The organism is Acidipila sp. EB88 (assembly GCF_003858395.1).
In the GTDB taxonomy this organism is placed as follows: Bacteria; Acidobacteriota; Terriglobia; order Terriglobales; family Acidobacteriaceae; genus EB88.
The window spans coordinates 494,972-518,587 of sequence record NZ_QWEV01000005.1; the positions used below are offsets into that span (position 1 = coordinate 494,972).

The following is a 23,616-nucleotide window of genomic DNA, read 5'->3' on the forward strand; positions in this document are numbered from 1 at the left end:
ACTAAGGCTTGCCGGCGCCCCACTGCTTGCCGGCGCTCTCCGCAACGGCAACGCTGGAGTCAGCGCACCCGTAATACAGCAGCCAGCGATCGTGAAACCGCACCAGCCCCTCGGCGAACGTGGTTCCGGCCACGTACTGCCCGGTTTTCTCGTATGGCTGCTCGGGTTCGAGGACCGGCTTGCTGGTTCGGTCCAGCAGGTGCGCTGGCGCTGCCGGGTCAAACAGGGCTTCGCCCGCGGCGTAAGCGTTCGCGCCCAGCGCATGGTCGCCCTGCACTGCATCGTTCTTGCCGTTGTAGATCACCACGATGCCATCGCTTGTCCAGACAGGTGGCGGTCCCACTTCGGGGAAGCCGCTGTCGAAGCGCCCGGCACGTTTCTCCAGTACCTCGACGGGCCTGCCGGCGGCATCCTCGACCGGCACCCAGTGCACAAGGTCAGCAGAGGTGGCGAGATGGATGGCGCCCTCGCCCCAGTACATCCAGTACTTTCCGTCGATGCGCTTTGCTTCGAGATGATCGCCATGCAGCGCGGTGACGATGCCGCCCGATTTGTACTGCAGGTGGTCGTACTTTCCTCCGGCCGCGCCAAGAAAGGCGGGGCCAGCCTTGCTCCAGTGCACCAGGTCCGTCGAGGTGGCGATGCCGATCGAGTAGGTCGCGCGGTTCCACTGCGTGTAGGTCAGCACATAGCTGCCGTCGGGTGCCTGCACGAGGCGCGGATCTTCCACACCGCCGGGCCACTCGCGGGCGTTCTGCTGATCCTGCGCGGCGAAGAACACGGGCTGCGGCATGCGCCGGAAGTGCAGGCCGTCGCTGGAGGCTGCAAATCCCAGCCGCGAGGTGTGCATGCCGATCTGCATGCTGCCCGAGTCGTCTTCGGCGCGGTACAGCACCATCACCTCACCGTTGCGCACCACTGCCGCCGGGTTGAACGTGTGGAGTGCTTCCCAGTGCACGGTGGCGCGCTGGTTCGGGTCGAAGAAGGTAGACCTTGGATCGGGCGAAATCACCGGGGCAGTCATCGGCCGGGTGAACGGGCCGATCGTCCAACTGCCAAGCGGCGCTTGCGCTGGAAGCGAAAAAAGGGCGAGGAGCAGACTACACCAGGGACGCATGGCCGCCCAGTCTAACAAAGCGGCGTACCCGTTGCTTCGCGGAACCGGATGCAGGACACCCAGGCGGTCGGAGCGAAGCCTTGTACGGCAGCTCGCGCTCCGGCTCGCATGGTCGATGAAAAAGAGCACTCGCCACCTTCAAAGGATGTGGGTGAACAGGAGGCCGGCGATCAGCAGCACCACGCAGGTGAGGCCGTGGATCGAGAGCGCTTTCTGCTTCGAGCCGCCCGAGCTGAGAACGACGCACATGTCGCCGAAGGGGATCAGGGCGAGCACAAGCAGCGCTGCACCCAGCGTGCGCCTTTCCGCGCACAGCATCAGCATCAGCACGAGCAGCCCACATCCGGAGTCACGTACGCCTTTCAGTCGAAGCCAGGCGCGGGTGTCAGGGTCGAGCGCCGGCAGTTTAAGTCCGAACGAGCCCACGATTGCCGCTGGAGACACGAGGTAGGCAATACCGATGCCGAGGACCCCGACGGCAACGAGAACAGCGATGGAAAGAGGCAAGATAGTGTGCATGGCTTGTATCACTCCTATTAAATCTAGCAACGCTAGCAAAGATGTGACCAAGCTTGAGGAAGATTCACCTTTTCATTAAGAAAAGTAGCGGCGCTATTCTTTCTAGCTATACTCATCCCTATGGCAACGACACCGGCAGGGGGACGGATCGCTGAGCGAAAGCAGCGCGACAAGCAGGCACGCCGTACACAGATCATCCAGGCAGCCAGGCAGGTTGCGGAGCTTGAGGGCTGGCCTAACGTCACGGTGCGGCGACTGGCCGACGAAATTTCCTACAGTCAGCCCGTCTTGTACGCTCACTTTGAAAATCGCGACGCGATCCTCGCCGCGGTGGCGGTGGAGGGCTTCCAGGAACTGGGACTTGCTATGGAGCAGGCGCGCGACGAGGCGAAGCATGGAGATGCGGTGGGCGCGGTCGCGGCTGCCTACCTGGAGTTCGCTGCCAACTCACCGGCGCTGTATGAGGTAATGTTTTCGCTCGGCCTGAGCGTGCCGTTCGATAGCGCGGCAACGCCCCCGGAGCTGCGCTTTGCATTTGCCCAGTTCCTGGAGTTGTTCCAGGCCCAGAGTTCGAGGCCGGAGGTGTTGTCGGAGTTGTTCTGGGCGAGCCTCCACGGCATCGCCGAGTTGACAAGAACCGGGCGCTTTCCGCCTCAGCGCCAACAGGAGCGCTTGCAGGAACTTGTCGGGCTCTTCAAAGTTTCAGAGGATGAAAGGTGCCGATGATGAAACCTTGACGCCTGCCTCGGGGGCGGGTCTGCCTTACCCGGGGCGAGACGAGCAGGTTCTTGCAAAAACCGGGAGAGTGCGCCGGGAAAGCCCACGCAGCAGCTTCGAGTGAGATCGGGAGTGCTGGTCATTTTAGTGGACAGCTGGGGCGGCGTTCGCGGTCGGGTCGAAATCGAGGCGCAGTTGAAACGCTGCGAGGAAACTAGCTCGCGGCGGTTGCTTCTTCGATGTCGGCTTCCTGCGTATCCGCCTGTTCCTGCGCCAGCATTCGCAACCGTCCCAGTTCGTTGCGCATGCGGATTCGGGCCGAAATAAGTGTCTTCTGCACCTCGAGGTCATCGCAGCGCAGCAGGGCAGCGATCTTGAGCGCGGCATATCCTTCCACGTCGCGCAGCAGGAAGATCAAGCGTTCCCGTGCCGGCAGCATGGCCACGGCTTCTTCCAGGTCGGTGCGGCGCACCTGGCCGCGCTCCATTTGCACGGCGCTATCCGGGGTGGCATGCGGCGCGTGCGACAAGGTGAATCGCTGCTCCAGTTCGGCAAGCAGCGCCTTATCCACGTCGTCGCCGTCCGGCTTTGGTGCTGCCTTGAACGCCTGCACAAAAGTCCCGGTCAGGATCGCCTCGGCTTCCACTTCATTCGAGGTCATGTAATAGGAGACGGAAAACACCCGGTGGCGGTGAGTTTCGAACGCATCGCGCTGCTGCTGCTCGGCGGTAAGCTTCTGCGCCTCCGAGGCGACAATCCCCTGTGTTCCGTTCGCCTGCCGTTCGAAATTAAACACTTGCTGCTCCTCGTGGCCGCGTCGCAGGGCCTGCGCTGGTCGCCGTTTAAGCGCAGGCTCCACGAAAGCCTCGCCCGCCCAGCATACTGCTCATAGACTAACAAGGTCATTCACACGTGAGGTCCCGCGGAACAACATAACCTCCCTGTCATCAAATGCCTACGCCTGCAGCCCTGCATTCGGGAATGGGGTGTTGTGATGGTCAGGACTCCGCGCGAAAGTTTTTCCATAACCTTCTCTGTTTGTGGCAAGCTCGAAATGCCTCAGTTTCGCATGGCCTGGTCATTATCCCGTTTCCGGGGTAACACGAGGGAGACACAGAGCAATGGCGGCAGAAAAGGTTTTGGTTGTTGACGACGAGCAGCTAACGCGCACCATCCTGGTCTCGCTGCTGCGACGCGAAGGGTACGGGCTTGAAAGCGCCCGGGATGCCGAGGAAGCACTCCGCATCCTGGCCGTGAAGCCGCTTGACCTGATCGTGGTCAGTCTCTCCACGAGCGGGGAGCAGGCACTTCGACTGGTGGACCATATACGCGCCCGCCAGTTGCAGATTCCGGTGATCCTGATCATGCGCGCGGAGGAGGCCGAGCAGGCCGTCGCCGGCATGCGTAACGGCGCGTATGACGTGGTGTTTCGCCCCTTTCAGAACGACGTGATGCTGGCCGCCGTCGCGCGGGGCGTCACCTATGGCAAGGTCTCACGCCGCGACGTGACTTACCGCAACGGGCTTGAACACCTGGTAGAAGCGCGCACCAGCCTTTTGCGTGAAGCGATGTTTGAGCTTGAGCGCTCCTACGACACCACGCTGGAGGCCTTGGGTGATGCGCTGGACCTGAAGGATTCTGAAACCGAGGGCCATTCGCGCCGGGTCACCGCCTACACCATTGCGCTGGCGCGCCGCATGGGCATCGATCCATCCGAGATGAAGACCATCAAGCATGGGGCATTTCTGCACGACATCGGCAAGATGGCTATTCCTGACGCCATTCTGCTGAAGCCGGGCCGTCTGGATCATGATGAAGTCTCGGTGATGCGCCGCCACTGCCTGTCCGGGTACCAGATCGTGCGCAAGATCCCGTTCCTCAAGGAAGCCGCGGATATTGTCTACAGCCACCAAGAGCATTACGACGGCGGCGGCTATCCGCGCCAGCTCCGGGGTGAGGAGATTCCGCTGGGGGCCCGGATTTTTGCCGTGGCCGACACGCTCGACGCCATCACCTCTGACCGCCCGTACCGTCGCGGCTCTCCATTCTCCTCGGCGCGGAATGAAATCGCCCGTTGCGCGGGCAGCCAGTTCGACCCGCGGGTGGTCGACGCTTTTCTCTCCATGCCGTCGGAAGTCTGGGAAGAACTGCGTGATGCCATCACCGGGCAGGCCGGCTCGCTGGCCCGTGCGGTAGGCATTTAGCTGCAATCGGGCTTAGCAGCAAGCAGCGGTCCTGCACGATCACCCGCTAGATAAATTCATCTTCTCTGTCGGGCTGGGGTACGGCACGCCCGGAAGTGGTACCTGGCTCACTACGCCGGATCGCTTCCAGCGCGCGGCGGTTCCATAGCGCGACGGCAATGCCGCCGAGTAGGGCCGAACTCGCCACCAGCGCTGCAACGCGCCAGCGCCCTACACCCCTGGCCTCCGCAATAACTCCGGCTCGTGATTCTGTCTCCACGGACTGCCTGGGGGCTCCGGGCGAGAGTACATCCTCAGAATGCGTCGACAATTTTTCGCGTTTCTCCTGATTTATGTAGGAACCCGCTTGCGAATATCCAGAAAACTGGTATTCTGGGATCACTTCGAGGCAGCAAGCAGTACTGAGCTGGTAGTCGATTTGAGCAGGAAGCTCTCCGCCAGTCTCGAGTTTAGCTCCACAAGTTGCGTCACTGGCCTCCCGGCACGAGCAGAAATGTTCGTGCCGCCTTTTTTTGTGGGGCAGGCAATGGCGTACCATAAGGACATCACCGCACGGTGATGATCACAGTAGATGGGGGCGTCACGGTTTCGACGGGATTGTTTGCGGCAAAGAGGCATGCCGGGGTGTGAGCACCCGTAATCGCTTGCAAAAACAGAATTGCCAACACTGAATTCGCACTCGCAGCTTAATTAATTAATCTGCCGTCTGCCTGAGCTTCGCCTGTGGGCCCAGATCAGACGTCATACAGCAGGCTGGCTTCACACCTTCGGTCCGTAGGGGTGCGGCGAGATCATCGGACTAGCGCCTGACTCACCTTGTCCGTTCTGAGGGTCAGGAGCGAAGGCACTGGAACGAGACTGAGCATGGAGCCTCTCTTTGTTACCGGCAGTTTCGGACGCGGGTTCGACTCCCGCCGCCTCCACCATCTTTCTTGATAACCCCACCCCTGCTTTCCCCAGCGCGCGCGCAACTTCGCGCCAGGCACACCTGCGAATCGCGGGTGCACCGTTGAGCCTGCCCTAACAGGAATGCTTTGTCACCGCTACTGTTGGAGCAAGGCTCCTTATCCATGAGTCGGTCCGTTGCTGTTGCCGCCCGGCGCCTTTCCCCCGGGGTTTATACTTCACGACTGCACGCGGCCACGCAGGCTCGCCCTGCTCGATTTCGCATTCGTCGTTTGGCATCCCATGCATACAATCGCTTCAACGAAGCCGGCGTACGAAACCTTGAGCAGCCGCCGCTCCGGGTATAGGCGTGACTGTCGGTGAAGAGCTCGATCGCTCACACGTATGAGGTGGAATGGGTACACAGGTAGCTCTGCACCATCGAACGCAGTACCGCTATGACAAGGCTGTTTCGCTTGGTCCACAGGTGGTTCAACTGCGCCCCACTCCCCATTGCCGAACGCCGATTCTGAATTACTCGCTCACGGTGCACCCCTCCGGACACATCCTGCGGTGGCAGCTCGACCCACATGCCAACTACCTGGCGCGCCTGATCTTCCCTGAGAAGACGACAGAGTTCTGCGTGGATGTGGACCTCGTGGCAGATCTCACCCCCGTAAACCCGTTCGATTTCTTCCTGGAGCCGGGCTACGAGAACTTCCCTTTCCGCTACTCGGCGGAGCTTGCGCGGGACCTCGAGCCTTTCTCGCGCGTGACGACCACCAGCCCCGAGGTCAGCGCCTTTCTGCGGCTGCTGCCAAGCACGCCGCAAAGCACGGTTTCCTTTCTGGTGGACTTGAACCAACGCGTGCGCCAGGCGGTGCGTTACACCGTGCGCCTCGAGCATGGGGTGCAGAGCGCCGAGGAGACTCTTTCGCTGGGCAGCGGCTCCTGCCGGGACTCGTCCTGGCTCCTGGTGCAGCTCTGCCGGCAGCTGGGTTTTGCCGCGCGCTTCGTCTCGGGCTACTTGATCCAGCTCGCTTCCACGGGCGGTCCCCTGCAGGACTCGGCGGATCTGCATGCCTGGGCGGAGGTATTTCTGCCGGGTGCCGGTTGGATCGGCATGGATCCGACCTCGGGCCTCTTCACCGCTGAAGGCCACATTCCCCTGGTCTGCACACCCACCGCTGCGCAGGCTGCACCCATCGGTGGCACGGTCGAACCGGCGGGCACCACCTTTGATTTCGTGATGTCGGTACGGCGGCTTGAGGAAGCGCCAGGCACTGTGGTGGAAACGGAAGAGCCGCAGACAGTTCCCGAGACAGCACAAGAGTCACGCACGCTCGCACAGCCCTTCAGCGATCCGGAGTGGAGCGCGATCCGCGAGGTTGCGCACGCGGTGGACCGCAGGCTCGTGGAACAGGACGTACGGCTGACCATGGGTGGCGAGCCGACCTTTGTAGGCATTGATGAGCCGGAAAGCCCGCAATGGCACGTGGAAGCACTGGGCGCGATCAAGCGCACCCGCGGGCTGGAATTGATCCGCCGCCTGCGCGCGCGCACGGCGCCGGGGGGCCTGCTGCATTTCGGGCAGGGCAAGTGGTATCCCGGAGAAGCGCTACCCCGGTGGGCGTTCCACTGCGTGTCCCGTCTCGACGGAACGCCAGTGTGGGAGAACCCGGCGTGGTTTGCGCGGGAAGATGAAGAACACGGCTTCGGGCCGAAAGAAGCGCTGGAGTTCCTGGATGCGCTGTGTCACCGGCTGGGCGTAACCCCTGACAATGTCCTCGCTGGCTACAACACCCTTGGCGACGATATGGATGACGATGCGAGCGAGCCCGCGGGATATGTGTTGCCGCTGCGCCGGCGTCAGGCTGACGGGAACCTATTCTGGTCGAGCCAGCTATGGTTCGACCGTCCGGACCGGCTTCTGCTCTCGGGTGGCACTTCCCCGATTGGCTACCGTATCCCCGTAGCCGCGATGCCCTGGGTAGCGCCCGATGAACTGCAGCACGAGCACGACGCGGAGCCGTTTTCGGACCGCATCAAGCTGCCAGCGAGGCCCTTGCGCCAGCCGCAGCTGTTCACGACCGATCCTGTGCCCGATCCACTCCCGCCACTTTCCGATACTGCGGAGACAGCAACCGAGCTGATCCGACCGTCGCTTTGCGTGGAAGCCCGCGACGGGCGGCTGCACGTGTTTCTCCCGTACGTGTCGGTCGCGGCGGACTATCTCGACCTGGTGGCCGCGATCGAAGACACTTGCCAGTACCTCGGGCGAGCCATCTGGATCGAGGGCTACACGGCTCCAAACGACCCGCGTCTGCGCGCTTTCAGCCTCACGCCTGATCCTGGAGTGCTCGAGGTCAACCTGCCACCTACCAGTGACTGGGATGAACTGGAAACGCTGAACGCCCTGCTGTTTGAGGAAGCGCTGGCAACGCGCCTGCTCGCTGCCAAGTTCGCCTATGACGGCACCCACCTGGCGACCGGCGGAGGCTGCCACATCGCGCTGGGCGGCGCGACCGTGCTGGACAGCCCGATCCTTCGGCGCCCGGACCTGCTGCGCAGCATGGTTGGTTTTTGGCAGAACCACCCTGCCCTGTCGTACCTGTTCTCAGGCATGTACGTAGGGCCCACGAGCCAGTACCCGAGGGTAGATGAGGCACGTCCCGATGCACTGTATGAGCTCGAAGTGTCGTTCAGCCAGCTTGCGGAAAGCATCGGCAAGCCCGAAATCCTCGACGGCCTGTTCCGTAACCTGCTGGTCGATGTGACCGGCAACACGCACCGTGCCGAGTTCTGCATCGACAAGCTGTACCCGCCGGTGGGCGCGGGCCTTCGGCTGGGACTGCTGGAGCTGCGTGCGTTCGAGATGGCTCCGCACTTCCGCATGGGTCTGGTGGAGATGCTGCTGGTGCGTGCACTGGTCTGCATCTTCTGGAAAGAGCCGTTCGACGGCAGACTGCTGCGCTGGGGAACCGCACTGCACGACCGCTTTATGCTGCCGCACTTTGTGGAGCGCGACCTGCTGGAGGTGCTGGAACACGTGCGCCTTGCTGGCATCCCGGTGCAGGACGACTGGTTTGAGCCCCACCTGGAGTTTCGCTTCCCGAAGATCGGCTCGATCCAGACAGTCAACGGGAATGACCGCGTGGTGCTGGAACTGCGCCAGGCGCTGGAGCCCTGGAACGTGCTGGCTGAAGAGACCACCGCGGGCGGTACCGGCCGTAGCGTGGACTCGTCTCTTGAGCGGATGCAGGTGAAGCTTTCGGGCTTCGCGGACCCTTCGCACTACGTGGTGGCCTGCAACGGTCGGTACGTACCCATGACTCCCACAGACGTTCCGGGGGAAGCCATCGCCGGGATCCGCTACCGGGCCCGGAAGCTCTCCGCAGCTTTGCATCCTACTATCCCAGTGCACACCCCACTCACCTTCGAATTGATCGACACGCGGACCCATCAGCGCATGGGCCGCTGCACGTACTACGCTGGTCCGCCGGATGGCCGCATGCATGCGGATCGGCCCGCGGACGCGGATGAAGCCCGGGCACGCCGGCTCGAGCGTTTCGTTATCGACGCTCCTTCGTTCAAGCCTTTGCGCGACCCGGTGCGCATACCGCCCGTTGAGAAGAACCCGAGCTTCCCCATGACGCTTGACCTGCGCTGGCCCGCGCCGGGAGGTCAGGCAGCAGGCAACGCGAAAGCAGGCTCCGACGCATGATTGGTGATCTTTACCAGTCTTCCCTTCGCTACGGCGCTAGCTACGAAGAATGGTCGGAAGATGGTGCCAGCCCCCGTCCGCATTGGGCGCACACCATTGACTGGCTGCGCTCGGTCGGAGCCGACGAGCTGGGGCGACGCTGGACCCGCGCGGAACGCCGCATCCGCGAGAACGGCATTACCTACAACATCTACGGCGACCCGCTCGGTGCGAACCGTCCATGGCGTATCGATATCGTGCCGATGCTCATTCCGGCGGCGGAGTGGCGATTCATCGAGTCCGGGGTAATTCAGCGGGCGACGCTGCTCAGCCGCCTTTTGCAGGACCTCTACGGCCCGCAGGACCTGGTGCGCGAGGGACGTTTTCCGGCGGCGCTGCTGTACGGCAACACCGCCTTTCTGCGTCCGCTCGTAGGGGTAAAGGTGCCCGAGCACAGCTACCTGCACATGCTGGCCGTGGATCTGGCGAGATCGCCCGACGGCAAATGGTGGGTGTTGGCGGATCGCACCCAGGCGCCTTCGGGCAGCGGGTACGCGCTTGAGAATCGCACGATTGTCTCGGACCTTCTGCCGGAGCTTTTTCGCACGTCCAACGTGATGCGGCTGGCCCCGTTCTTTCGGGCGCAGCGCGATGCGCTCACCAGCCTGAGCAAGCGCGAGAATCCCCGGGTCGTGCTGCTGACCCCGGGGCCGCACAATGAAACCTACTTTGAGCACTCCTATCTTGCGAAGTACCTCGGCTTTGCCTTGGTGGAGGGCGCCGACCTTACGGTGCGGGACCGCTGCGTGTTTCTCAAGACAGTGGACGGGCTCGAACGGGTTGACGTCATCCTGCGCAGGGTGGATGACAACTTCTGCGATCCACTGGAGCTGCGCGGGGACTCGCTGCTGGGCGTGTCCGGGCTGGTGGACGCTATCGCCGCCGGCAATGTGCAGGTAGCCAACGCACTCGGCAGCGGCCTGATCGAGACTGCGGCCATCATGCCGTTTCTGCCTGGGCTGGCCCGGCACCTGTTGGGCGAAGAGCTCAAGCTTCCGTCCGTCGCCACCTGGTGGTGCGGACAGGAGAGTGCCAGAGAGTGGGTGCTGGCGAACCTGGAGCGCGTGGTCGTGAAGCCTGCGTTCCCGACACTTGGCATGGAGCCTGTTTTTGGGTCGCAACTGCCGGACGCCGAACGCAAGGCCTTTATCGCGCGCCTGCAGGCACAACCGCACCGCTATGTGGCGCAGGAGCAGGTCGCTCTGTCCACGGCGCCGGTATGGGAAAGCGGCGTGCTGAACTCGCGCAGCGTGGTGCTGCGCACCTATGCGCTCAACACCGGCAATGGCTGGGCGGTAATACCGGGTGGCCTGGTGCGCGTGGCCGAGGCAAGTGGCTCTGTGGTTTCAATGCAGCGCGGTGGTCACAGCAAGGATGCCTGGGTGCTGGCGGATGACCCGGGCCGGGTGGACACCTTCAGCATGCTGCGCTCGCGGGACGAACCGGTACTGCTGCGCCGCATTCCGCGCGGGGTGCCGAGCCGCGTTGCTGACAATGCATTCTGGCTTGGCCGCTACGTCGAGCGCAGTGAAAATATCGCCCGCATCCTGCGGTCCATGGTGCCGCATGTGCGCAGTGCGCAGGAAGCAGACCTGCCCAGCCTGCTGCGTCTGCATGGCTGCCTGCGATCGCGCCACAGCAAGCTGCCCAAGCGCAACCGCAGGCCTCTGACCTTTGTCGCGCTCGAGAACGAGTTGCTCTCGATGCTGAGCGATCCCGAGCGTCCGGACAGCCTGCCGAGCACGCTCGCCGAGGTGGCCAGGATCGGCGGTTCGATCCGGGAACGGCTATCAGCCGACATGATGCTGCTGATAGGACAACTACGAAGTGCCATGCAGCCTGAAGCAACCATGCAACTGCTGGACTACCAGGGCGCTCTTACAGCATGTCTCGCGCTGCTTTCCGCTTTCTCCGGACTGGAGCGAGAGAATATCAATCGCGGCGCCGGATGGTTGTTCATGAGCATTGGCCGCCGGTTGGAGCGCGCGATCTACATCACACGTCAACTTCGGGAGATCACAACCCCGCTGGCGGCGGAAGACTGGTCATTCCTGGAAAGGCTGCTCGAGGTCGCCGACAGCTCCATGACGTATCGCTCGCGGTACTACACGACCTTGCAGCCCATGCCGGTGCTGGACGTGCTGCTGGCGGATGAAACGAATCCCAGGTCGCTGGATTTTCAACTGGAACACCTTGTGGAGCTGTACGAGAAGCTTCCGCGGCGCGAAGAGGTGGAGCTCGAGTCGATGCGCGAAGCGCTTGCGACCCTGCGTGGCATGGACCTGCAGGCGCTGATCTATCCCAAGATGGCAGCACCCGCTACGAGTGGGGTGGCCGAGGGAGGTGGCGCAGCGAAGCGCCCCACGAGAACGCGAGCCTCCCATGCCCTCACAGGGCTGCACCGTTACCTTGGGACCCTGGAGAATCTTCTGCTCTCCTGGTCGAATCACCTTTCGAGCAGATACTTCAGCCATGCACGCACTCAACCTGTGACCATTGGCAGCGACCTGTGAATGCTTTATAAGATCAGCCATCGAACCACGTATCTGTACAAATACCCTGTCTCCGTCGGGGACCATGTGGCGTGCCTGAGACCGCGTTCCTTTCCGGGCAATCACCTGCTGCATAGTGAGCTGCACATCAGCCCGACTCCCAGGGTATTCAGCGAGCGGGTGGATTACTTCGGCAATACCCTATCTTTTTTCACGGTGCAGGAGTCGCACGAAGAGCTTGTGGTGGAGGCCAAGAGCCAGATAGAAAGCACCGGCCGAAAACCCCGCAGCCAGCGAGACTCCATGCCCTGGGAGGACTCGGCACGATCGCTTGCGGAGGATCGATCCACGGATGCGCTCGAGGCATACCAGTACCAGTTCGAGTCGCCGCGGATTCGCCTGCGGGCCGACTTCGCCGACTATGCACGTGCCTCATTTTTGCCCGAACGGCCCATGCGGGAAGCGCTGCTCGATCTCACGGCGCGCATTCATGCGGACTTTCGCTTCGACTCCAAGGTGACCACCGTCAGCACCACCATGGAAGAGGTCTTCAACAAGCGTCGCGGCGTGTGCCAGGACTTTGCGCATGTGCAGATTGCGTGCCTGCGCTCTCTCAACATCGCAGCAAGGTATGTGAGCGGCTACCTGCGGACATATCCTCCGCCGGGCAGGCCGCGCCTGATCGGTGCTGACGCGTCGCATGCGTGGGTGTCGGCATACAGCCGTGAGCTTGGCTGGCTGGATGTGGACCCTACGAACAACGTGGCTCCGACGGATGGCCATGTGACGCTTGCCTGGGGTCGCGACTACAGCGACGTCAGTCCTCTTCGCGGGCTGATCCTGGGCGGCGGCGGCCATACTCTGCAGGTGGCCGTGGACATGGAGCCAGTCGAAGCAACAAGCGAGTTCGCTGGCCACAGCATCGAGGAGCCGGTCAAGCAGTAGCAGCGGCTTCTATAAAGCAAGCGGCATACCGCGCCAGAAGCTCCTTTGTGTGCGAGCATGGCATGCAAGTATGCAGACGAGTTCCTCTCCTGAACACTCGCTGAAGCGCCAGCTCAGGCTGCGCGACCTGGTGCTGACGCAGATCCTGTGCGTGGTCGGCAGCTCATGGGTGGGGATAGCCGCCGGTCTGGGTCGAGCGGAGCTGCTGATGTGGGCGGCAGCGATGATCCTGTTCTATGCGCCGCTGGCCGGCTCGGTGATTGCGCTGAACCGCAACATGCCGCTTGAAGGCGGCCTATATGCCTGGAGCCGCATTGCCTTTGGAGAGCTTGCTGGTTTCCTCACCGCCTGGAACCTGTGGGTCTACGGCATCGCCGTCACAGCGACGATTCTGTACGCGATCCCCACGGAGCTGGCTTACCTGATCGGTCCGAAAGCGGCGTGGCTGCCGGAGAATCACGGTGCTTCGCTTGCCGTTGTAGGCTGCACCATTCTTGTCGTTACGGGGATGGCGCTGCGCGGACTGGAAGTCAGTAAGTGGCTCCACAATGCGGGCGGCTTCGCCATTCTTGTTGTATTTGCCACGTTGATTCTGCTGCCGCTATGGGCGCATGTGCACCACGAGCCCGTGCGCTGGAGTCCGCTCACAATGGCGCTGCCGCCGCTTTCTCTTCACTCGCTGGCGCTTTTTGGGCAGATGCTGTTTGGAGCGCTTTGCGGGCTCGAGTACATCGCGATCCTGGCGGGAGAAAGCAGCAACCCTGCGCGCACGATCGGGCAATCCGTGTGGATCAGCTCGCCGGTGATCTGTGCCATGTTCATCCTGGGTACGGGCTCCATCGAGGCGTTCACGCGCGGTTCCATCGACTACATTGCACCTATTCCGCAGACGCTGCGCCTGGCGCTTGGAAGCACTGGTGCGGGCAGTGTTTTCGCTGCCGCGGCAATCCTGCTGCTGCAGATCCGCCTGCTGGGCGCGGCCAGCTTTCTGTTCACGGGCGTCACGCGCCTGCCGATGGTCGCGGGCTGGGACAGCCTGGTTCCCCGGTGGTTTACACGCATGCACCCGCGCTGGAAAACGCCATCGAACTCGATCCTTTTTACGTCCGCGCTGGTCTGCCTGCTGGTGCTGATGGCAAGCATCGGCGTGCATGCGCAGGAGGCGTTTCAGCTGTTGTCGAATGCGAGCCTGACCCATTACGAGGTAGCGTACCTATTCATGTTCGCGGTGCCATTCCTTGGTAGTCGCGCGCTGCGCACTGCTCTTCCAGGGTGGCTGCGCTGGAGCTCCCTGGTCGGCTTCGTGGCGACGCTCTTCAGCCTTCTCATCTCTGCTTACCCGTTTGTCGACGTTGTGAATGCGAGGCTGTACGCGGGCAAGATCATTGGCGTGGTGGTTGGCAGCAACCTGGCTGGCATCTGCTTTTACCAGGTACGTACCCGCATGGCACACGCGCAGCTCTCGGAGACAGAGCCTGCGACACTCCCAATTGAGTAGCGGGTCTTCATTCAGGCTAAACAAACACTGGATTCGCAGATGATCGGCATGCGCACGGAGCGGCAGCAACATCCAACCACATACAAGGAGATTGCAATGCCACAACAGGATTCCCGCGTCTGGCTGATCACGGGCTGCTCCACAGGGTTTGGCAAGGAACTGGCGAAGCTCGTACTCGCGCAGGGAGGCCGCGCGGTGGTGACGGCACGCAAGCCGGAGCAGCTGCAGGATGTGGTGGCCGACTATCCCGACACCGCGCTCGCATTGGCGCTCGATGTCACGAGCAAGGCGCAGGTAGCGGCTGCCGTGCAGCAGGCTGAAGAGCGGTTCGGACGCATCGATGTGCTGGTCAACAACGCAGGGTACGGCTATCTCGCAGCGGTGGAGGAAGGCGAAGACGACCAGGTCCGGGCCATGTTCGAAACGAACTTCTTTGGACTGGTCGCCATGACCAACGCGGTGCTGCCCGGTATGCGCGCACGCCGCAGCGGCCGCATCGTAAACATCTCGTCCATCGGCGGCCTCGTGAGCTTTGCAGCGACCGGCTACTACCACGCCACCAAGTACGCGGTGGAAGGTATCTCGGAGTCGCTCGCGCTCGAACTTGCGCCGCTGGGCATCCAGGTCATGATCGTGGAACCGGGACCGTTCCGCACAGACTGGGCAGGCAGGTCGCTGCTGGAATCCAAGACGACCATTGCGGATTACGACGCCACCGCAGGCGAACGCCGGCGGCAAAGCCGGGAGCGTAGCGGAAAGCAGGCGGGAGATCCAGTACGCGGAGCGCAGGCCATCATCGATGCAGCACAATCCGAGGATCCGCCTTTGCACCTGCTGCTCGGTAAGCCGGCCTTCGACATGGGCATGAAGAAGCTGGAGCAACTGCGGTCTGTTATTGAAGACTGGCGCGAGACGACCCTGGGCGCGGACTACCCGGAGTTCCAGGACGCCGCTAAGTAAATCAGCAGGCGCACTTGGTCAAAAGCCAGACCTTGGACGCGCAACAGCCCGGCCTGCATGCTGAACCATGCAGGCTGGGACGTTGTGCGTCCCGGTGTCGGCGTGTGCGCTCGCCTCTTGCTCTCAGACCTTCAACCCGATCAGGCGCATGAGTTCAATCCCGTTGCTGCGCGTCACGATACCGTCTCGCAGTTCGAAGTCGAACTGCATCCGTCCGTCCACAATCTGATCTTCAAAGTGGACATTCCGCAGGCCAAGCTGCTTCGCATCCGCCATCTCTGAAAGAGCAAGATCATGCGTGGTGATCATGCCGATCGCGCCGGCTGCGTGCAGTGCACGCGTGATGCCCTGCGCACCGGTCAACCTGTCTTTTGAATTGGTTCCCTGCAACAGCTCATCCAGCAGGAACAGCACACGCGGGCCCGTTGCGTTTTCGGCCATGGCGCAGATGCGTTGCAGACGCTCCACCTCCGCATAAAAGCGAGAGTGCCCCGCCTGCAAGGAGTCATTCACCAGCAGGCTCGCTGCCAGGCGCAGCGGGGTAAGTCGCATGCTGCGGCAACGCACCGGTGCACCACACAGGGCGAGCACCAGGTTTACGCCGGCCGTGCGCATCAGCGTGCTCTTGCCAGACATGTTGGAACCGCTGATCAGCAGGACGCGTGTGTCGGCTTCGTTGCTGCCAAGAGCCACGCTGTTGCGAACGCACTTGTTCGCGGGGATGAGTGGGTGGCCCATCTCCTCCACCGCGAAGCTGGGCTTGCCTTCCTCAATTGTGGGAAAGGGATCGTCGGGATGCTCATAGCTGTATGTCGCGAGCGAGAGCAGTGCTTCCATCTCGCTGAGTGCGTTGAGCCAGTCGCGTACGTGCGCGCCGTGCAGGCTGCGCCATCGCTGTACCGCATAGGCCAGTTGCACAGAGTAGAGCAAGGGCAGGTTGAGCAGCCGCATGAAGAGGTTATCGAGCGAGTCCTGCAATTGCACCAGCGTTGCGAGGCGTGCGATCGCCTGCGACGCGCTCGCGCTTTGCCGCCCAAGCTTCTGCTGCAAGGTGCGCAACAGCGGGGCGTCCAATGTCTCGGCTTCCACAAGGCGTAACAGCTTCGCATACAGTTGCAGGTAGTTTCCAGCAGCCTCTACCCCAGCAAGGTTGGCGCGCAGGCGTCGGTTGAGAGATCGAGCAAAGAGCCATTCCACTGCGAGCACACCGACAAGCGGCAGGATCGGCCCGCGCGTATACCAGAGTACGATTGCGGCAAGCGCGACCGCGGCCAGTGCCAGTGCCATGATGCGAGGCCACTGCTGCGGCAACGTGTCGGGCCCTTCAGCCCACTGCAGCAATGGCTCGGCAGCAGGCGCAATGCTTCCCTGCTCATTGGCAAGCACCAGGGCTTCCCGCAGGTCGAGGTGGTCTCTGAGCTCAGCCACGGCTGCCTGCCGGCGCAGCACCTCCGGGGTTGAGGCGGGTGCAAGCAGCCACTGCAATAGAACGCGTTCGCCCATGCTGGTCTGCGCCGTGCAGAGAAGCTCGAAGAGGCTTCCTCGTCCCACCAGGTCGAGATCCGCGGCATACAGGCTGGGGCCTGTGAGGTCCGCATGGGTCGAGCGCTCGTGCCTGCCGATCCAGCGGTCTTCAATACGGGCAAGTCCGTCGTTGTAGAACTCGACCGCACGACGAGCCCTGCGGGAAGCACGCAGCACGCGCTCGTGGTACATGGCCACCGCTACGAACGACGCGAGCGGCACAAGCAGCCACAGCCAAGCACGACTCCAACCCGTGCCCCATAGATGCCATAGGAGCGCCAGCACGACCAGCACAAGCAGCAGGCGCACATAGCCCAGCGATCGGTGGCGCCGCGAAAGATCGTCCTCTGTCCGCTGGAACAGCCCTGCACGGCGCGCATACTCCGCCGCTGGATGGGTCAGTACTGGAGCCTTCGACATGGCTTCATTATGGCTGAACGCAAAATGCTCGACCTGTCTGCTATGACACGCCCCGGTGACAAATATCAGGAGAAGGCATGCATCTGACGGGGAGACCGACGCGTTTCGTCTACGCTGCGGCCGTGTTTCTGCAGGTTAAAACACTGATGACTGTCTCGCTTTGCCACTCCAGGTGACTATCAGGTTGTGACTGCAGCAATGAGGCGTGTGAGCAAGCGACTAAGTGGGAAAATGCAGAGCATGCGATGTAGTCTTAGGAACGAGGAGATGTATGAAGATAGCGAGCATTGTTGAATTGCTAGACCAGGAAATTGAACGACTGCAGCAAGTACGCACCATCCTTTCAGAGGTGGACCCTGTACGGTCGAAGACCATAGTGAAAGAGACAGGCAAGAAGAAAGAAAAGAGTCCGGCCGCGGAGGTAAACCCGCAGAAGCGCCTGATGAGTCCAGAAGGCCGCGCTCGTATCGCAGCGGCGCAAAAAGCACGATGGGCTGCACACAAGAAGCTGAAGAAGGCGGCAAAGTAAGCTTTCGCCTGCGCACGCGTTGTGTGCCTGCTTTCAACCCGCCAGACGCAGCGTCGCAATCAAAGTTCGCGCTTGTGTGCAAAGAGGTCCCTCGCGAAGGGGCCTCTTTGTATGTGTGGAGTGGGAACGGCGTGGCCGCGTTGCTGTCTTTACGCAACGATGGGCAAGATAGCCCGACGCTTTCATCGAAGCACGCGGCTATCATGACCTCCGACTCGAGCAACTGCCTGGCGTGCCGAGGTGCACGGTCATCGACCTCGACATCGCTTCAGACAAGGGCGCTGCGGCTGGAGCAAGGGCGCGGGTCGCGCGGCGCCGCTCCCCTCGTCGGGGTCGAACAATCTACGCCTCAGATTGTGGCGGCTCGTGTTTACACGCCATCACAGCTCCGCTGGATCCCTCCATGCCTCTTCGTTCCTGTTTTTGCCCTTCGTAGTATCTCTCGCGCTCGACGCCGCAGCCCTTGGTCAAAGCACCCGTGGAACTGGCCCGAACACAAGGCGCTTGCACGTAAGGTGAGGGACGAGTCCATCGTGCCGTTGCAGAAACGAGCAGCACCTGCGGCCGCTCGGCGCGACCAAGGTCAAGAAAGTCGCAGTGCTTGGCTTGCTGTCAGAAGCCGTCGCACTGGACTGGTACAGCGTCGCCACCCTGTACGGTGGCGACGCTGGTCGGCATCACGAAGCGGCTCGGCGCAGGGCGACGGTGCAGCCTTACATGGGCGAGGTACCGCAGTAAGCGGCCGCGGCCGCGCGGGACGCAGACGTGGCCATCGTGATTATCGGCAACCACCCTACCTGCCATGCAGGCTGGTTCCAGTGCCCGGTGATCGACGACGGCAAGGAGGCGATCGACCGGCTTTCCATGACGCTTGGGCAGGAGGACCTCGCCAGGGGCGTGTATGCGGTCAACCCCCGCACGGTCGTCGTGCTGCAGGCCACCTTTCGAACACTACGACCCGGTCGCAGGAGCATGTGCTGGCGATCCTCGAGATCACACACAACAGCGAGGAGCAGGGCAACGGCCTTGCCGACGTTCTGTTGGGTGACTACAACCCTACGGGCCGCCAGCCGCAGAACTTAGGTCGCGAGCATGAGCGATCTGCCGCCGCGATGGACTACGGCATCCGCAGTGGCCGCACCTACCTTTATGTGAACACCGCTCCTTTGTGCCCGTTTAGATTTGGCCTGAGCTACCCCAGCTTTCGCCCACGCACACCTCGCGAGAACACATCCACGCTGACCGCGGCAAGCAAGGCTTCTGTAGAGGTGACCAATACAGCCACGATGGCTGGCGATGAGGTCGTCCAGTAGTACGCGGGCCGTCCTGGATCCAAGGTGTTGCGCACAGTGGAGGAACTTGAGGAGTTCTCGCGGGTTCACCTGAACGCCGGCGAGACACGCACCGTCATGATGCGGATCCCTGATGCCTGCTGGCGTACCGGGGGCGAAGCCTCACAGGCCATGAAGATCGAGGCGGAGCAGGTTGAGCTGCGGGTCGGGACTTCCTCGGCAGACATGCGAGAGCGCCGAATGATCGCCGTGACTCCATGGATGAGTCGGTTATGTTCGGCACAGCGAGAGCGTCCAGAACGAGACTACACGCCCATCTGCACAGGAAAGGCAGGCAAAACAATTGTTCTGTGATCGATCTGTGCTACTCTTAGCTTGCGCTCAAGTGATTGGTTGTCAGTGGTTCTCGCCCGAAAAGCCAGACATTCTGGACATGTCTTCCACCAAGCCCTAAAGCGTACCCCCCTTGGTCTTGCAGCACCTTGCACAGGTTCAAGAGGTGTGGTCGAAGCAGCGACAACGTGTCGCTTAGCTTGTGGCTGCGTGTGGCAGAGCGAGCAGGATTCAACTCCAGCTCATCCCGATCCTGGGTACTTCCCTACGCACATCTATTTTGTTCTCGCCCTCCGCTATTAAGCGCGTGCGAAAACTTGCAGCAAACATCGGACGACGCCAGCCGCCACGCAGGAAGTGCGTGTGCACCCGCGGGCTCGAGCGATGAGCGCAGTTTCTCAAAGGAAACTACCTTTTCATGACTGATTCCATGACACCCCCCGTGACCGCAGCGGTCACACAGTTTGTTGATTTTGCTATCTCTGAAACACTGAAGAAGCGCATTACTGCCTGCAATTTTATTACCCCTACGCCTGTTCAGGCGGGCGCTATTCCTCCGGCCTTGGAGGGTAAGGACATTCTCGCCACCGCACAGACGGGTACCGGCAAGACGCTGTCCTTCCTGCTGCCGATCATCGAAAAGCTCGAAGAAGTAAAGGCCACCCGTGGTGCAGCCGCCCTGATCCTGCTGCCGACCCGCGAGCTCGCGATGCAGGTCGAGAAGGCGTTCCGCCAGCTCACCACCGGCATCAGCGTTGCGCTGGTTGTGGGCGGCGTTGCGGAAGGTCCTCAGATCGAGGCGCTCCGTCGTGGAGCCCGCCTGATCGTGGCGACCCCCGGCCGCCTGGAAGACTACATCGGCCGCCGTCTGGTGAAGCTTGAAGGCATCCGCATCCTGGTTCTGGACGAAGTCGACCGCATGCTGGACATGGGCTTCAAGCCCGCGATTCGCCGCATCGCCGATTGTCTCCCCCAGGATCGCCAGACCCTGTGCTACTCCGCAACTCTCGACAACCAGATCAAGGAAGTCGTTCGCGACTACCTCAAGAACCCGGTTCGTATCGAGATCGGTTCAGTGCTCAAGCCCTCTGAGAATGTCGAACTGCAGGCGTTTGAAGTGGATGCCGACTCCAAGCTCGAGCTGCTGCAGCACCTGCTTCGCTCGGAGACTGGTTCCTTCATCGTGTTCGTGCGTACCAAGCACGGTGCAGACCGGATCGCGATGCGACTGGAGCGTGCCGGCATCGAGGCAGCACGCATCCATGGCGACCGTACCCAGGCACAGCGAAACGCGGCACTCCGCTCCTTCTCCCAGGGCCGGCAGCGCGTGCTCGTCGCGACCGATGTCGCAGCGCGCGGTATCGACGTGGCGCACGTGGCGCATGTTGTGAACTACGACATGCCCAAGGAAGCAGAAGACTTCGTTCACCGTGTCGGCCGTACAGGCCGTGCGGCATCGAAAGGTATCGCTTCCACCTTCACCACGCCGAACGAGCGCGGCGATCTGCGCAAGATCGAGCGTCAGCTCAACATCAAGATCAAGCGTTTCCGGGTCCGTCCGAACGGCGGAGCCGGTGTGACGCACCTCCCCGAGAACATCGCGGTGCAGCCGGTTCTGGTCGCGAACTAGTTCCATCCGTACCTGCTGCATTCTAGTCACAGGCTGCAGCGAACAAAAGGGTGCCCTCATTGAGGGCACCCTTTTTGCTGCTCGCCTGCTTATCTGCCGCTTGAGCCGAACCCCTGCGCGGCTCGCGAGGTCTGTCCCAGCTCTTCCACCACGACCAGTTCGAAGTGTGTCATGGCCTGGAACGGCGACATCTGGACGATCTTGTCGCCGGCATGAAGCATGACCGACACGTCGGACCGAACCAACCGCGCATCCTCGATCTGGCCTGCGGATCCCCGCTCCAGGGACAAGGTGTATTGCGGCTGGTTCACATTGATCAGGCAGACCAGGATTTCTCCGCGGTAACCGGCGTCGATCCGGCCCCCGGCGTAGGTGATTCCCTTGGCTGCCATGCTGGACCGGTCACCCAGCACAAATCCCATGCCGCTTGGTCCCTCTACAGCGATGCCGGTGCGCACCTTTACAGGAATGCCCGGCTCGAGGCGGACGTCCTCGATCGCATAAAGATCAAAACCCAGGTCCTGTCCGGAGTAGTTCACCGAAGGAACCTGGGCTTCAGGGTGCAGCAGCTTCACTTTAATCATGAGAAAACGTTAACAGCAGAAGGCGTGCTTCAGCGAGCTTCGGCCGCTGCCTGCGCAGTCTCTTTGCGCTGCTTGGCCCAACGGCGCTTTTGTGCCTGGGCGATGCGGCGCCGAGCGTCCGCACTCAGAACGCGTGGTTTTTTGGCCCCTGGCGCTGCACCCTCGGCAGCAGTAAACCTGTCGCTGGTGGAGTTCCGCAGCAGTTCGCGTACCTGCTCCAGGCGAGTAATCTCACCCTCAATGGCGGCAATCATCTCTTCACGGGTCATTGGATTAGAACCTTCATCGATATTCGCCCCTACGCTACATGTGGCTGCATCGTACACAGTTTCGCATCCATCGCCGTGGTGACAGATGACATCAGCAGACCTGCGGTACCGATTCCAATGAATGCGCGAAGCGTTACCGTTGTTGTAACACCGTTCTCGGCAATTTGTAACTCACTATGATCAAGAAATTGCCACAAAAGAAAACCGGCGCCTCGGCGCCGGTTCCTTTTTGGCATTACCTCTTTATCCACATCGACATTCTTCACATCCGCAGTAGGAACAGCAGCACTCCGCGCGATCCAGGCCCCGGCGATGGACGGAATCACCAGCACCTCATCGCCATCCTTGAAGGTGTAGCTGTCATTGCCTAGGAAGCGTATATCTTCCTCGTTTACATAGAAGTTGATGAAACGACGGACCTGTCCATCTTCGCCGCGGATGTGGCTCTTCAACGCGGGGAAGCTCGTCTCGATATCTTCAATGAGCTGCGGCAAATGCGCTGCGGAGGAAGCCAGCTCGCGTTCGCCGTTGGTGTGCTTCTGAAACGCATTTGGTAACAAAACTCGAATAGCCATTTACTTTCTCCCTGTTACTAATTCTGAAGCGAACTGATTACGATCGATATACTCTTCGAAGTCGACGAGGCGGGGACGCACTGCTTCTTTCGCTGGGAAACATCCAGCCAGTGCATCGGTAGTCTTGAGTCCGTTGCCGGTAATGCAGGAGACAGTTACCTCGTCCGGATGAATGCGGCCATGCGCGTATAGGCGGGCCGTGATGGCGGTGGTTACCCCGCCTGCTGTTTCTGTGAAGATCCCCTCGGTCTCGGCAAGCTCCCGGATACCCGAAACAATTTCCACATCCGAAACATCCTCGGCCCATCCTCCGCTCTGGCGGATCACGCGTACTGCGTACACGCCGTCAGCCGGGTTGCCGATTGCGAGTGAGCGCGCAATTGTGTTTGGCCGCTGCGGGTCGATATGGTCCGCGCCTGTTTTGACCGCGACCGAGATCGGCGAGCAGCCTGTTGCCTGTGCTCCGAAGAACCGGACCGGCTTATCCTCAACCAGGCCGAGTTCGACCAGTTCGCGGAACGCCTTCTTGATCTTGGTGATAAGGGATCCGCCGGCCATCGGACAGACGATGTTGTCGGGCAGGCGCCAGCCAAGCTGTTCCGCGATCTCGTAGCCGACCGTCTTGGAGCCCTCGGCGTAGTACGGACGCAGGTTGACGTTGACGAAGCCCCAGTGAAAGCGATCCGCGATCTGCGAGCACAGCCGGTTCACGTGGTCGTAGTTGCCATCGATCCGGACGAGGTTCGCGCCATAGACCTCGGTGTTGAGGATCTTGGCAGCTTCCAGGTCAGAGGGAACGAGGATATAGGTCTTGAGGCCGAGGCGGGCGGCGTGCGCGGCGACCGCATTCGCCAGGTTGCCCGTAGAGGAGCAACCGACAGTGTCGAAGCCGAACGCCTGCGCATTGGCAAGGGCGACCGCGACCACGCGGTCCTTGAAGGACAGGGTCGGCATGCACACGGCATCATTCTTGATATAGAGATTGCTAGCGCCAATGCGCGCACCGAGATTGGGTGCTTTGACCAGGGGAGTCCACCCGGAGGGCGTGGTCGGCACGTAGTCTTCCGGAACTGGGAGCAGCGACTGGTAGCGCCACATCGAGGTGGGACCCTGCGCGATGGAGTCGCGCGTCACAGTCCCCTTCGCCAGATCCAGATCGACGAACACTTCGAGCGGGGAAAAACACTCGTCACAGATCGAAAGCGGCGCGTTCTCGTACCGCTTGCCGCATTCGCGACAACGTAGTTCGTAAGCTAATGCCATCCTTGCCCTCGCAATGAGAGCAGCCGATGGTACGGGCACGACTGACGACAACTCTTCCCCGGTTTTTGCCGGCGAACAGATACCACACTTAGGAAAT

The 23,616-nt window shown here is 61.7% G+C and carries 19 protein-coding genes, 1 other RNA gene and 2 pseudogenes; 14 read left to right on the forward strand and 8 right to left on the reverse strand.

Annotated elements, in window-relative coordinates; translation table 11 throughout:
- Nucleotide 1 precedes the first annotated feature (1 nt).
- Together D1Y84_RS02955 and D1Y84_RS02960 are read right to left on the reverse strand one after the other, a co-directional pair.
- Nucleotides 2-1,117: a glycoside hydrolase family 130 protein gene (locus D1Y84_RS02955; RefSeq protein WP_124847193.1), complete on the reverse strand. Its 1,116-nt coding sequence runs from the start codon at nucleotides 1,115-1,117 to the stop codon at nucleotides 2-4.
- Nucleotides 1,118-1,255: 138 nt separating this feature from the next.
- Nucleotides 1,256-1,636, reverse strand: coding sequence for a DUF4267 domain-containing protein (locus D1Y84_RS02960; protein WP_124847194.1), 381 nt, complete (start codon nucleotides 1,634-1,636; stop codon nucleotides 1,256-1,258).
- A 120-nt stretch (nucleotides 1,637-1,756) separates the two neighbouring features.
- Here D1Y84_RS02960 and D1Y84_RS02965 point away from each other — a divergent pair, with 120 nt between their 5' ends.
- Nucleotides 1,757-2,362, forward strand: a complete 606-nt coding sequence (locus D1Y84_RS02965) for a TetR/AcrR family transcriptional regulator (RefSeq protein WP_124847195.1) — start codon at nucleotides 1,757-1,759, stop codon at nucleotides 2,360-2,362.
- A 205-nt stretch (nucleotides 2,363-2,567) separates the two neighbouring features.
- Here D1Y84_RS02965 and D1Y84_RS02970 read toward each other — a convergent pair whose 3' ends face one another.
- Nucleotides 2,568-3,149, reverse strand: coding sequence for an RNA polymerase sigma factor (locus D1Y84_RS02970; RefSeq protein ID WP_124847196.1), 582 nt, complete (start codon nucleotides 3,147-3,149; stop codon nucleotides 2,568-2,570).
- A gap of 325 nt (nucleotides 3,150-3,474) precedes the next feature.
- Between D1Y84_RS02970 and D1Y84_RS02975 the strand changes: the two genes are divergently transcribed.
- The 7 genes from D1Y84_RS02975 (at nucleotide 3,475) to D1Y84_RS03005 (ending at nucleotide 15,100) form a co-directional block, all read left to right on the forward strand.
- Entirely contained in the window at nucleotides 3,475-4,557 is a 1,083-nt protein-coding gene (locus D1Y84_RS02975) for an HD domain-containing phosphohydrolase (protein WP_124847197.1), read from the forward strand.
- Between the two features lie 573 nt (nucleotides 4,558-5,130).
- Nucleotides 5,131-5,483: a transfer-messenger RNA gene (gene ssrA / locus D1Y84_RS02980) on the forward strand.
- Between the two features lie 374 nt (nucleotides 5,484-5,857).
- The gene (locus tag D1Y84_RS02985; RefSeq protein WP_124847198.1) at nucleotides 5,858-9,166 is read left to right on the forward strand and encodes a transglutaminase family protein; all 3,309 of its coding nucleotides are present in this window, start codon (nucleotides 5,858-5,860) and stop codon (nucleotides 9,164-9,166) included.
- A complete protein-coding gene (locus D1Y84_RS02990) occupies nucleotides 9,163-11,718 on the forward strand; it encodes a circularly permuted type 2 ATP-grasp protein (RefSeq protein WP_124847199.1) in 2,556 nt (851 codons plus the stop codon). Before D1Y84_RS02985 ends, D1Y84_RS02990 begins: the two co-directional genes overlap by 4 nt.
- Entirely contained in the window at nucleotides 11,719-12,642 is a 924-nt protein-coding gene (locus D1Y84_RS02995) for a transglutaminase family protein (protein WP_124847200.1), read from the forward strand.
- A gap of 70 nt (nucleotides 12,643-12,712) precedes the next feature.
- Complete coding sequence (locus tag D1Y84_RS03000) at nucleotides 12,713-14,140, forward strand: APC family permease (protein ID WP_124847201.1); 1,428 nt, start codon at nucleotides 12,713-12,715, stop codon at nucleotides 14,138-14,140.
- A 96-nt stretch (nucleotides 14,141-14,236) separates the two neighbouring features.
- A complete protein-coding gene (locus D1Y84_RS03005; protein WP_124847202.1) occupies nucleotides 14,237-15,100 on the forward strand; it encodes an oxidoreductase in 864 nt (287 codons plus the stop codon).
- A gap of 123 nt (nucleotides 15,101-15,223) precedes the next feature.
- On the opposite strand, the gene D1Y84_RS03010 is transcribed toward D1Y84_RS03005, so the two are convergent.
- Nucleotides 15,224-17,044, reverse strand: a complete 1,821-nt coding sequence (locus D1Y84_RS03010; RefSeq protein WP_124847203.1) for a mismatch repair protein — start codon at nucleotides 17,042-17,044, stop codon at nucleotides 15,224-15,226.
- Nucleotides 17,045-17,315: 271 nt separating this feature from the next.
- Here D1Y84_RS03010 and D1Y84_RS03015 point away from each other — a divergent pair, with 271 nt between their 5' ends.
- The 6 genes and pseudogenes from D1Y84_RS03015 to D1Y84_RS03030 all read left to right on the forward strand — a co-directional run bounded on the left by D1Y84_RS03015 (nucleotide 17,316) and on the right by D1Y84_RS03030 (nucleotide 20,828).
- On the forward strand, nucleotides 17,316-17,573 hold the full coding sequence (locus D1Y84_RS03015; RefSeq protein ID WP_124847204.1) for a hypothetical protein: 258 nt from the start codon (nucleotides 17,316-17,318) through the stop codon (nucleotides 17,571-17,573).
- A 597-nt stretch (nucleotides 17,574-18,170) separates the two neighbouring features.
- A complete protein-coding gene (locus D1Y84_RS17825) occupies nucleotides 18,171-18,311 on the forward strand; it encodes a hypothetical protein (RefSeq protein ID WP_158615283.1) in 141 nt (46 codons plus the stop codon).
- A gap of 12 nt (nucleotides 18,312-18,323) precedes the next feature.
- A pseudogene (locus D1Y84_RS18815) lies at nucleotides 18,324-18,656 on the forward strand (hypothetical protein); the annotation flags it as partial.
- On the forward strand, nucleotides 18,548-18,886 hold the full coding sequence (locus tag D1Y84_RS18610) for a glycoside hydrolase family 3 C-terminal domain-containing protein (protein WP_158615284.1): 339 nt from the start codon (nucleotides 18,548-18,550) through the stop codon (nucleotides 18,884-18,886). The pseudogene D1Y84_RS18815 and the gene D1Y84_RS18610, both read left to right, overlap by 109 nt.
- 12 nt (nucleotides 18,887-18,898) lie before the next feature.
- Nucleotides 18,899-19,219 (forward strand): annotated as a pseudogene (locus D1Y84_RS18820) (fibronectin type III-like domain-contianing protein); the annotation flags it as partial.
- Between the two features lie 397 nt (nucleotides 19,220-19,616).
- On the forward strand, nucleotides 19,617-20,828 hold the full coding sequence (locus D1Y84_RS03030) for a DEAD/DEAH box helicase (protein WP_124847207.1): 1,212 nt from the start codon (nucleotides 19,617-19,619) through the stop codon (nucleotides 20,826-20,828).
- Between the two features lie 89 nt (nucleotides 20,829-20,917).
- Here the strand turns inward: D1Y84_RS03030 and D1Y84_RS03035 are convergent, their stop codons facing one another.
- From D1Y84_RS03035 to thrC, 4 genes are read right to left on the reverse strand one after another with little or no spacing between them, the layout of a single operon-like run.
- Nucleotides 20,918-21,412: a dUTP diphosphatase gene (locus tag D1Y84_RS03035; protein WP_124847208.1), complete on the reverse strand. Its 495-nt coding sequence runs from the start codon at nucleotides 21,410-21,412 to the stop codon at nucleotides 20,918-20,920.
- Nucleotides 21,413-21,441: 29 nt separating this feature from the next.
- Nucleotides 21,442-21,681 carry a hypothetical protein gene (locus tag D1Y84_RS03040; protein ID WP_124847209.1) on the reverse strand — a complete coding sequence of 80 codons (240 nt, stop codon included), beginning with the start codon at nucleotides 21,679-21,681 and terminating at the stop codon, nucleotides 21,442-21,444.
- A gap of 29 nt (nucleotides 21,682-21,710) precedes the next feature.
- Nucleotides 21,711-22,256 carry a MoaD/ThiS family protein gene (locus D1Y84_RS03045; RefSeq protein WP_124847210.1) on the reverse strand — a complete coding sequence of 182 codons (546 nt, stop codon included), beginning with the start codon at nucleotides 22,254-22,256 and terminating at the stop codon, nucleotides 21,711-21,713.
- Nucleotides 22,257-23,519: a threonine synthase gene (gene thrC / locus D1Y84_RS03050; protein WP_124847211.1), complete on the reverse strand. Its 1,263-nt coding sequence runs from the start codon at nucleotides 23,517-23,519 to the stop codon at nucleotides 22,257-22,259.
- Nucleotides 23,520-23,616 lie beyond the last annotated feature (97 nt).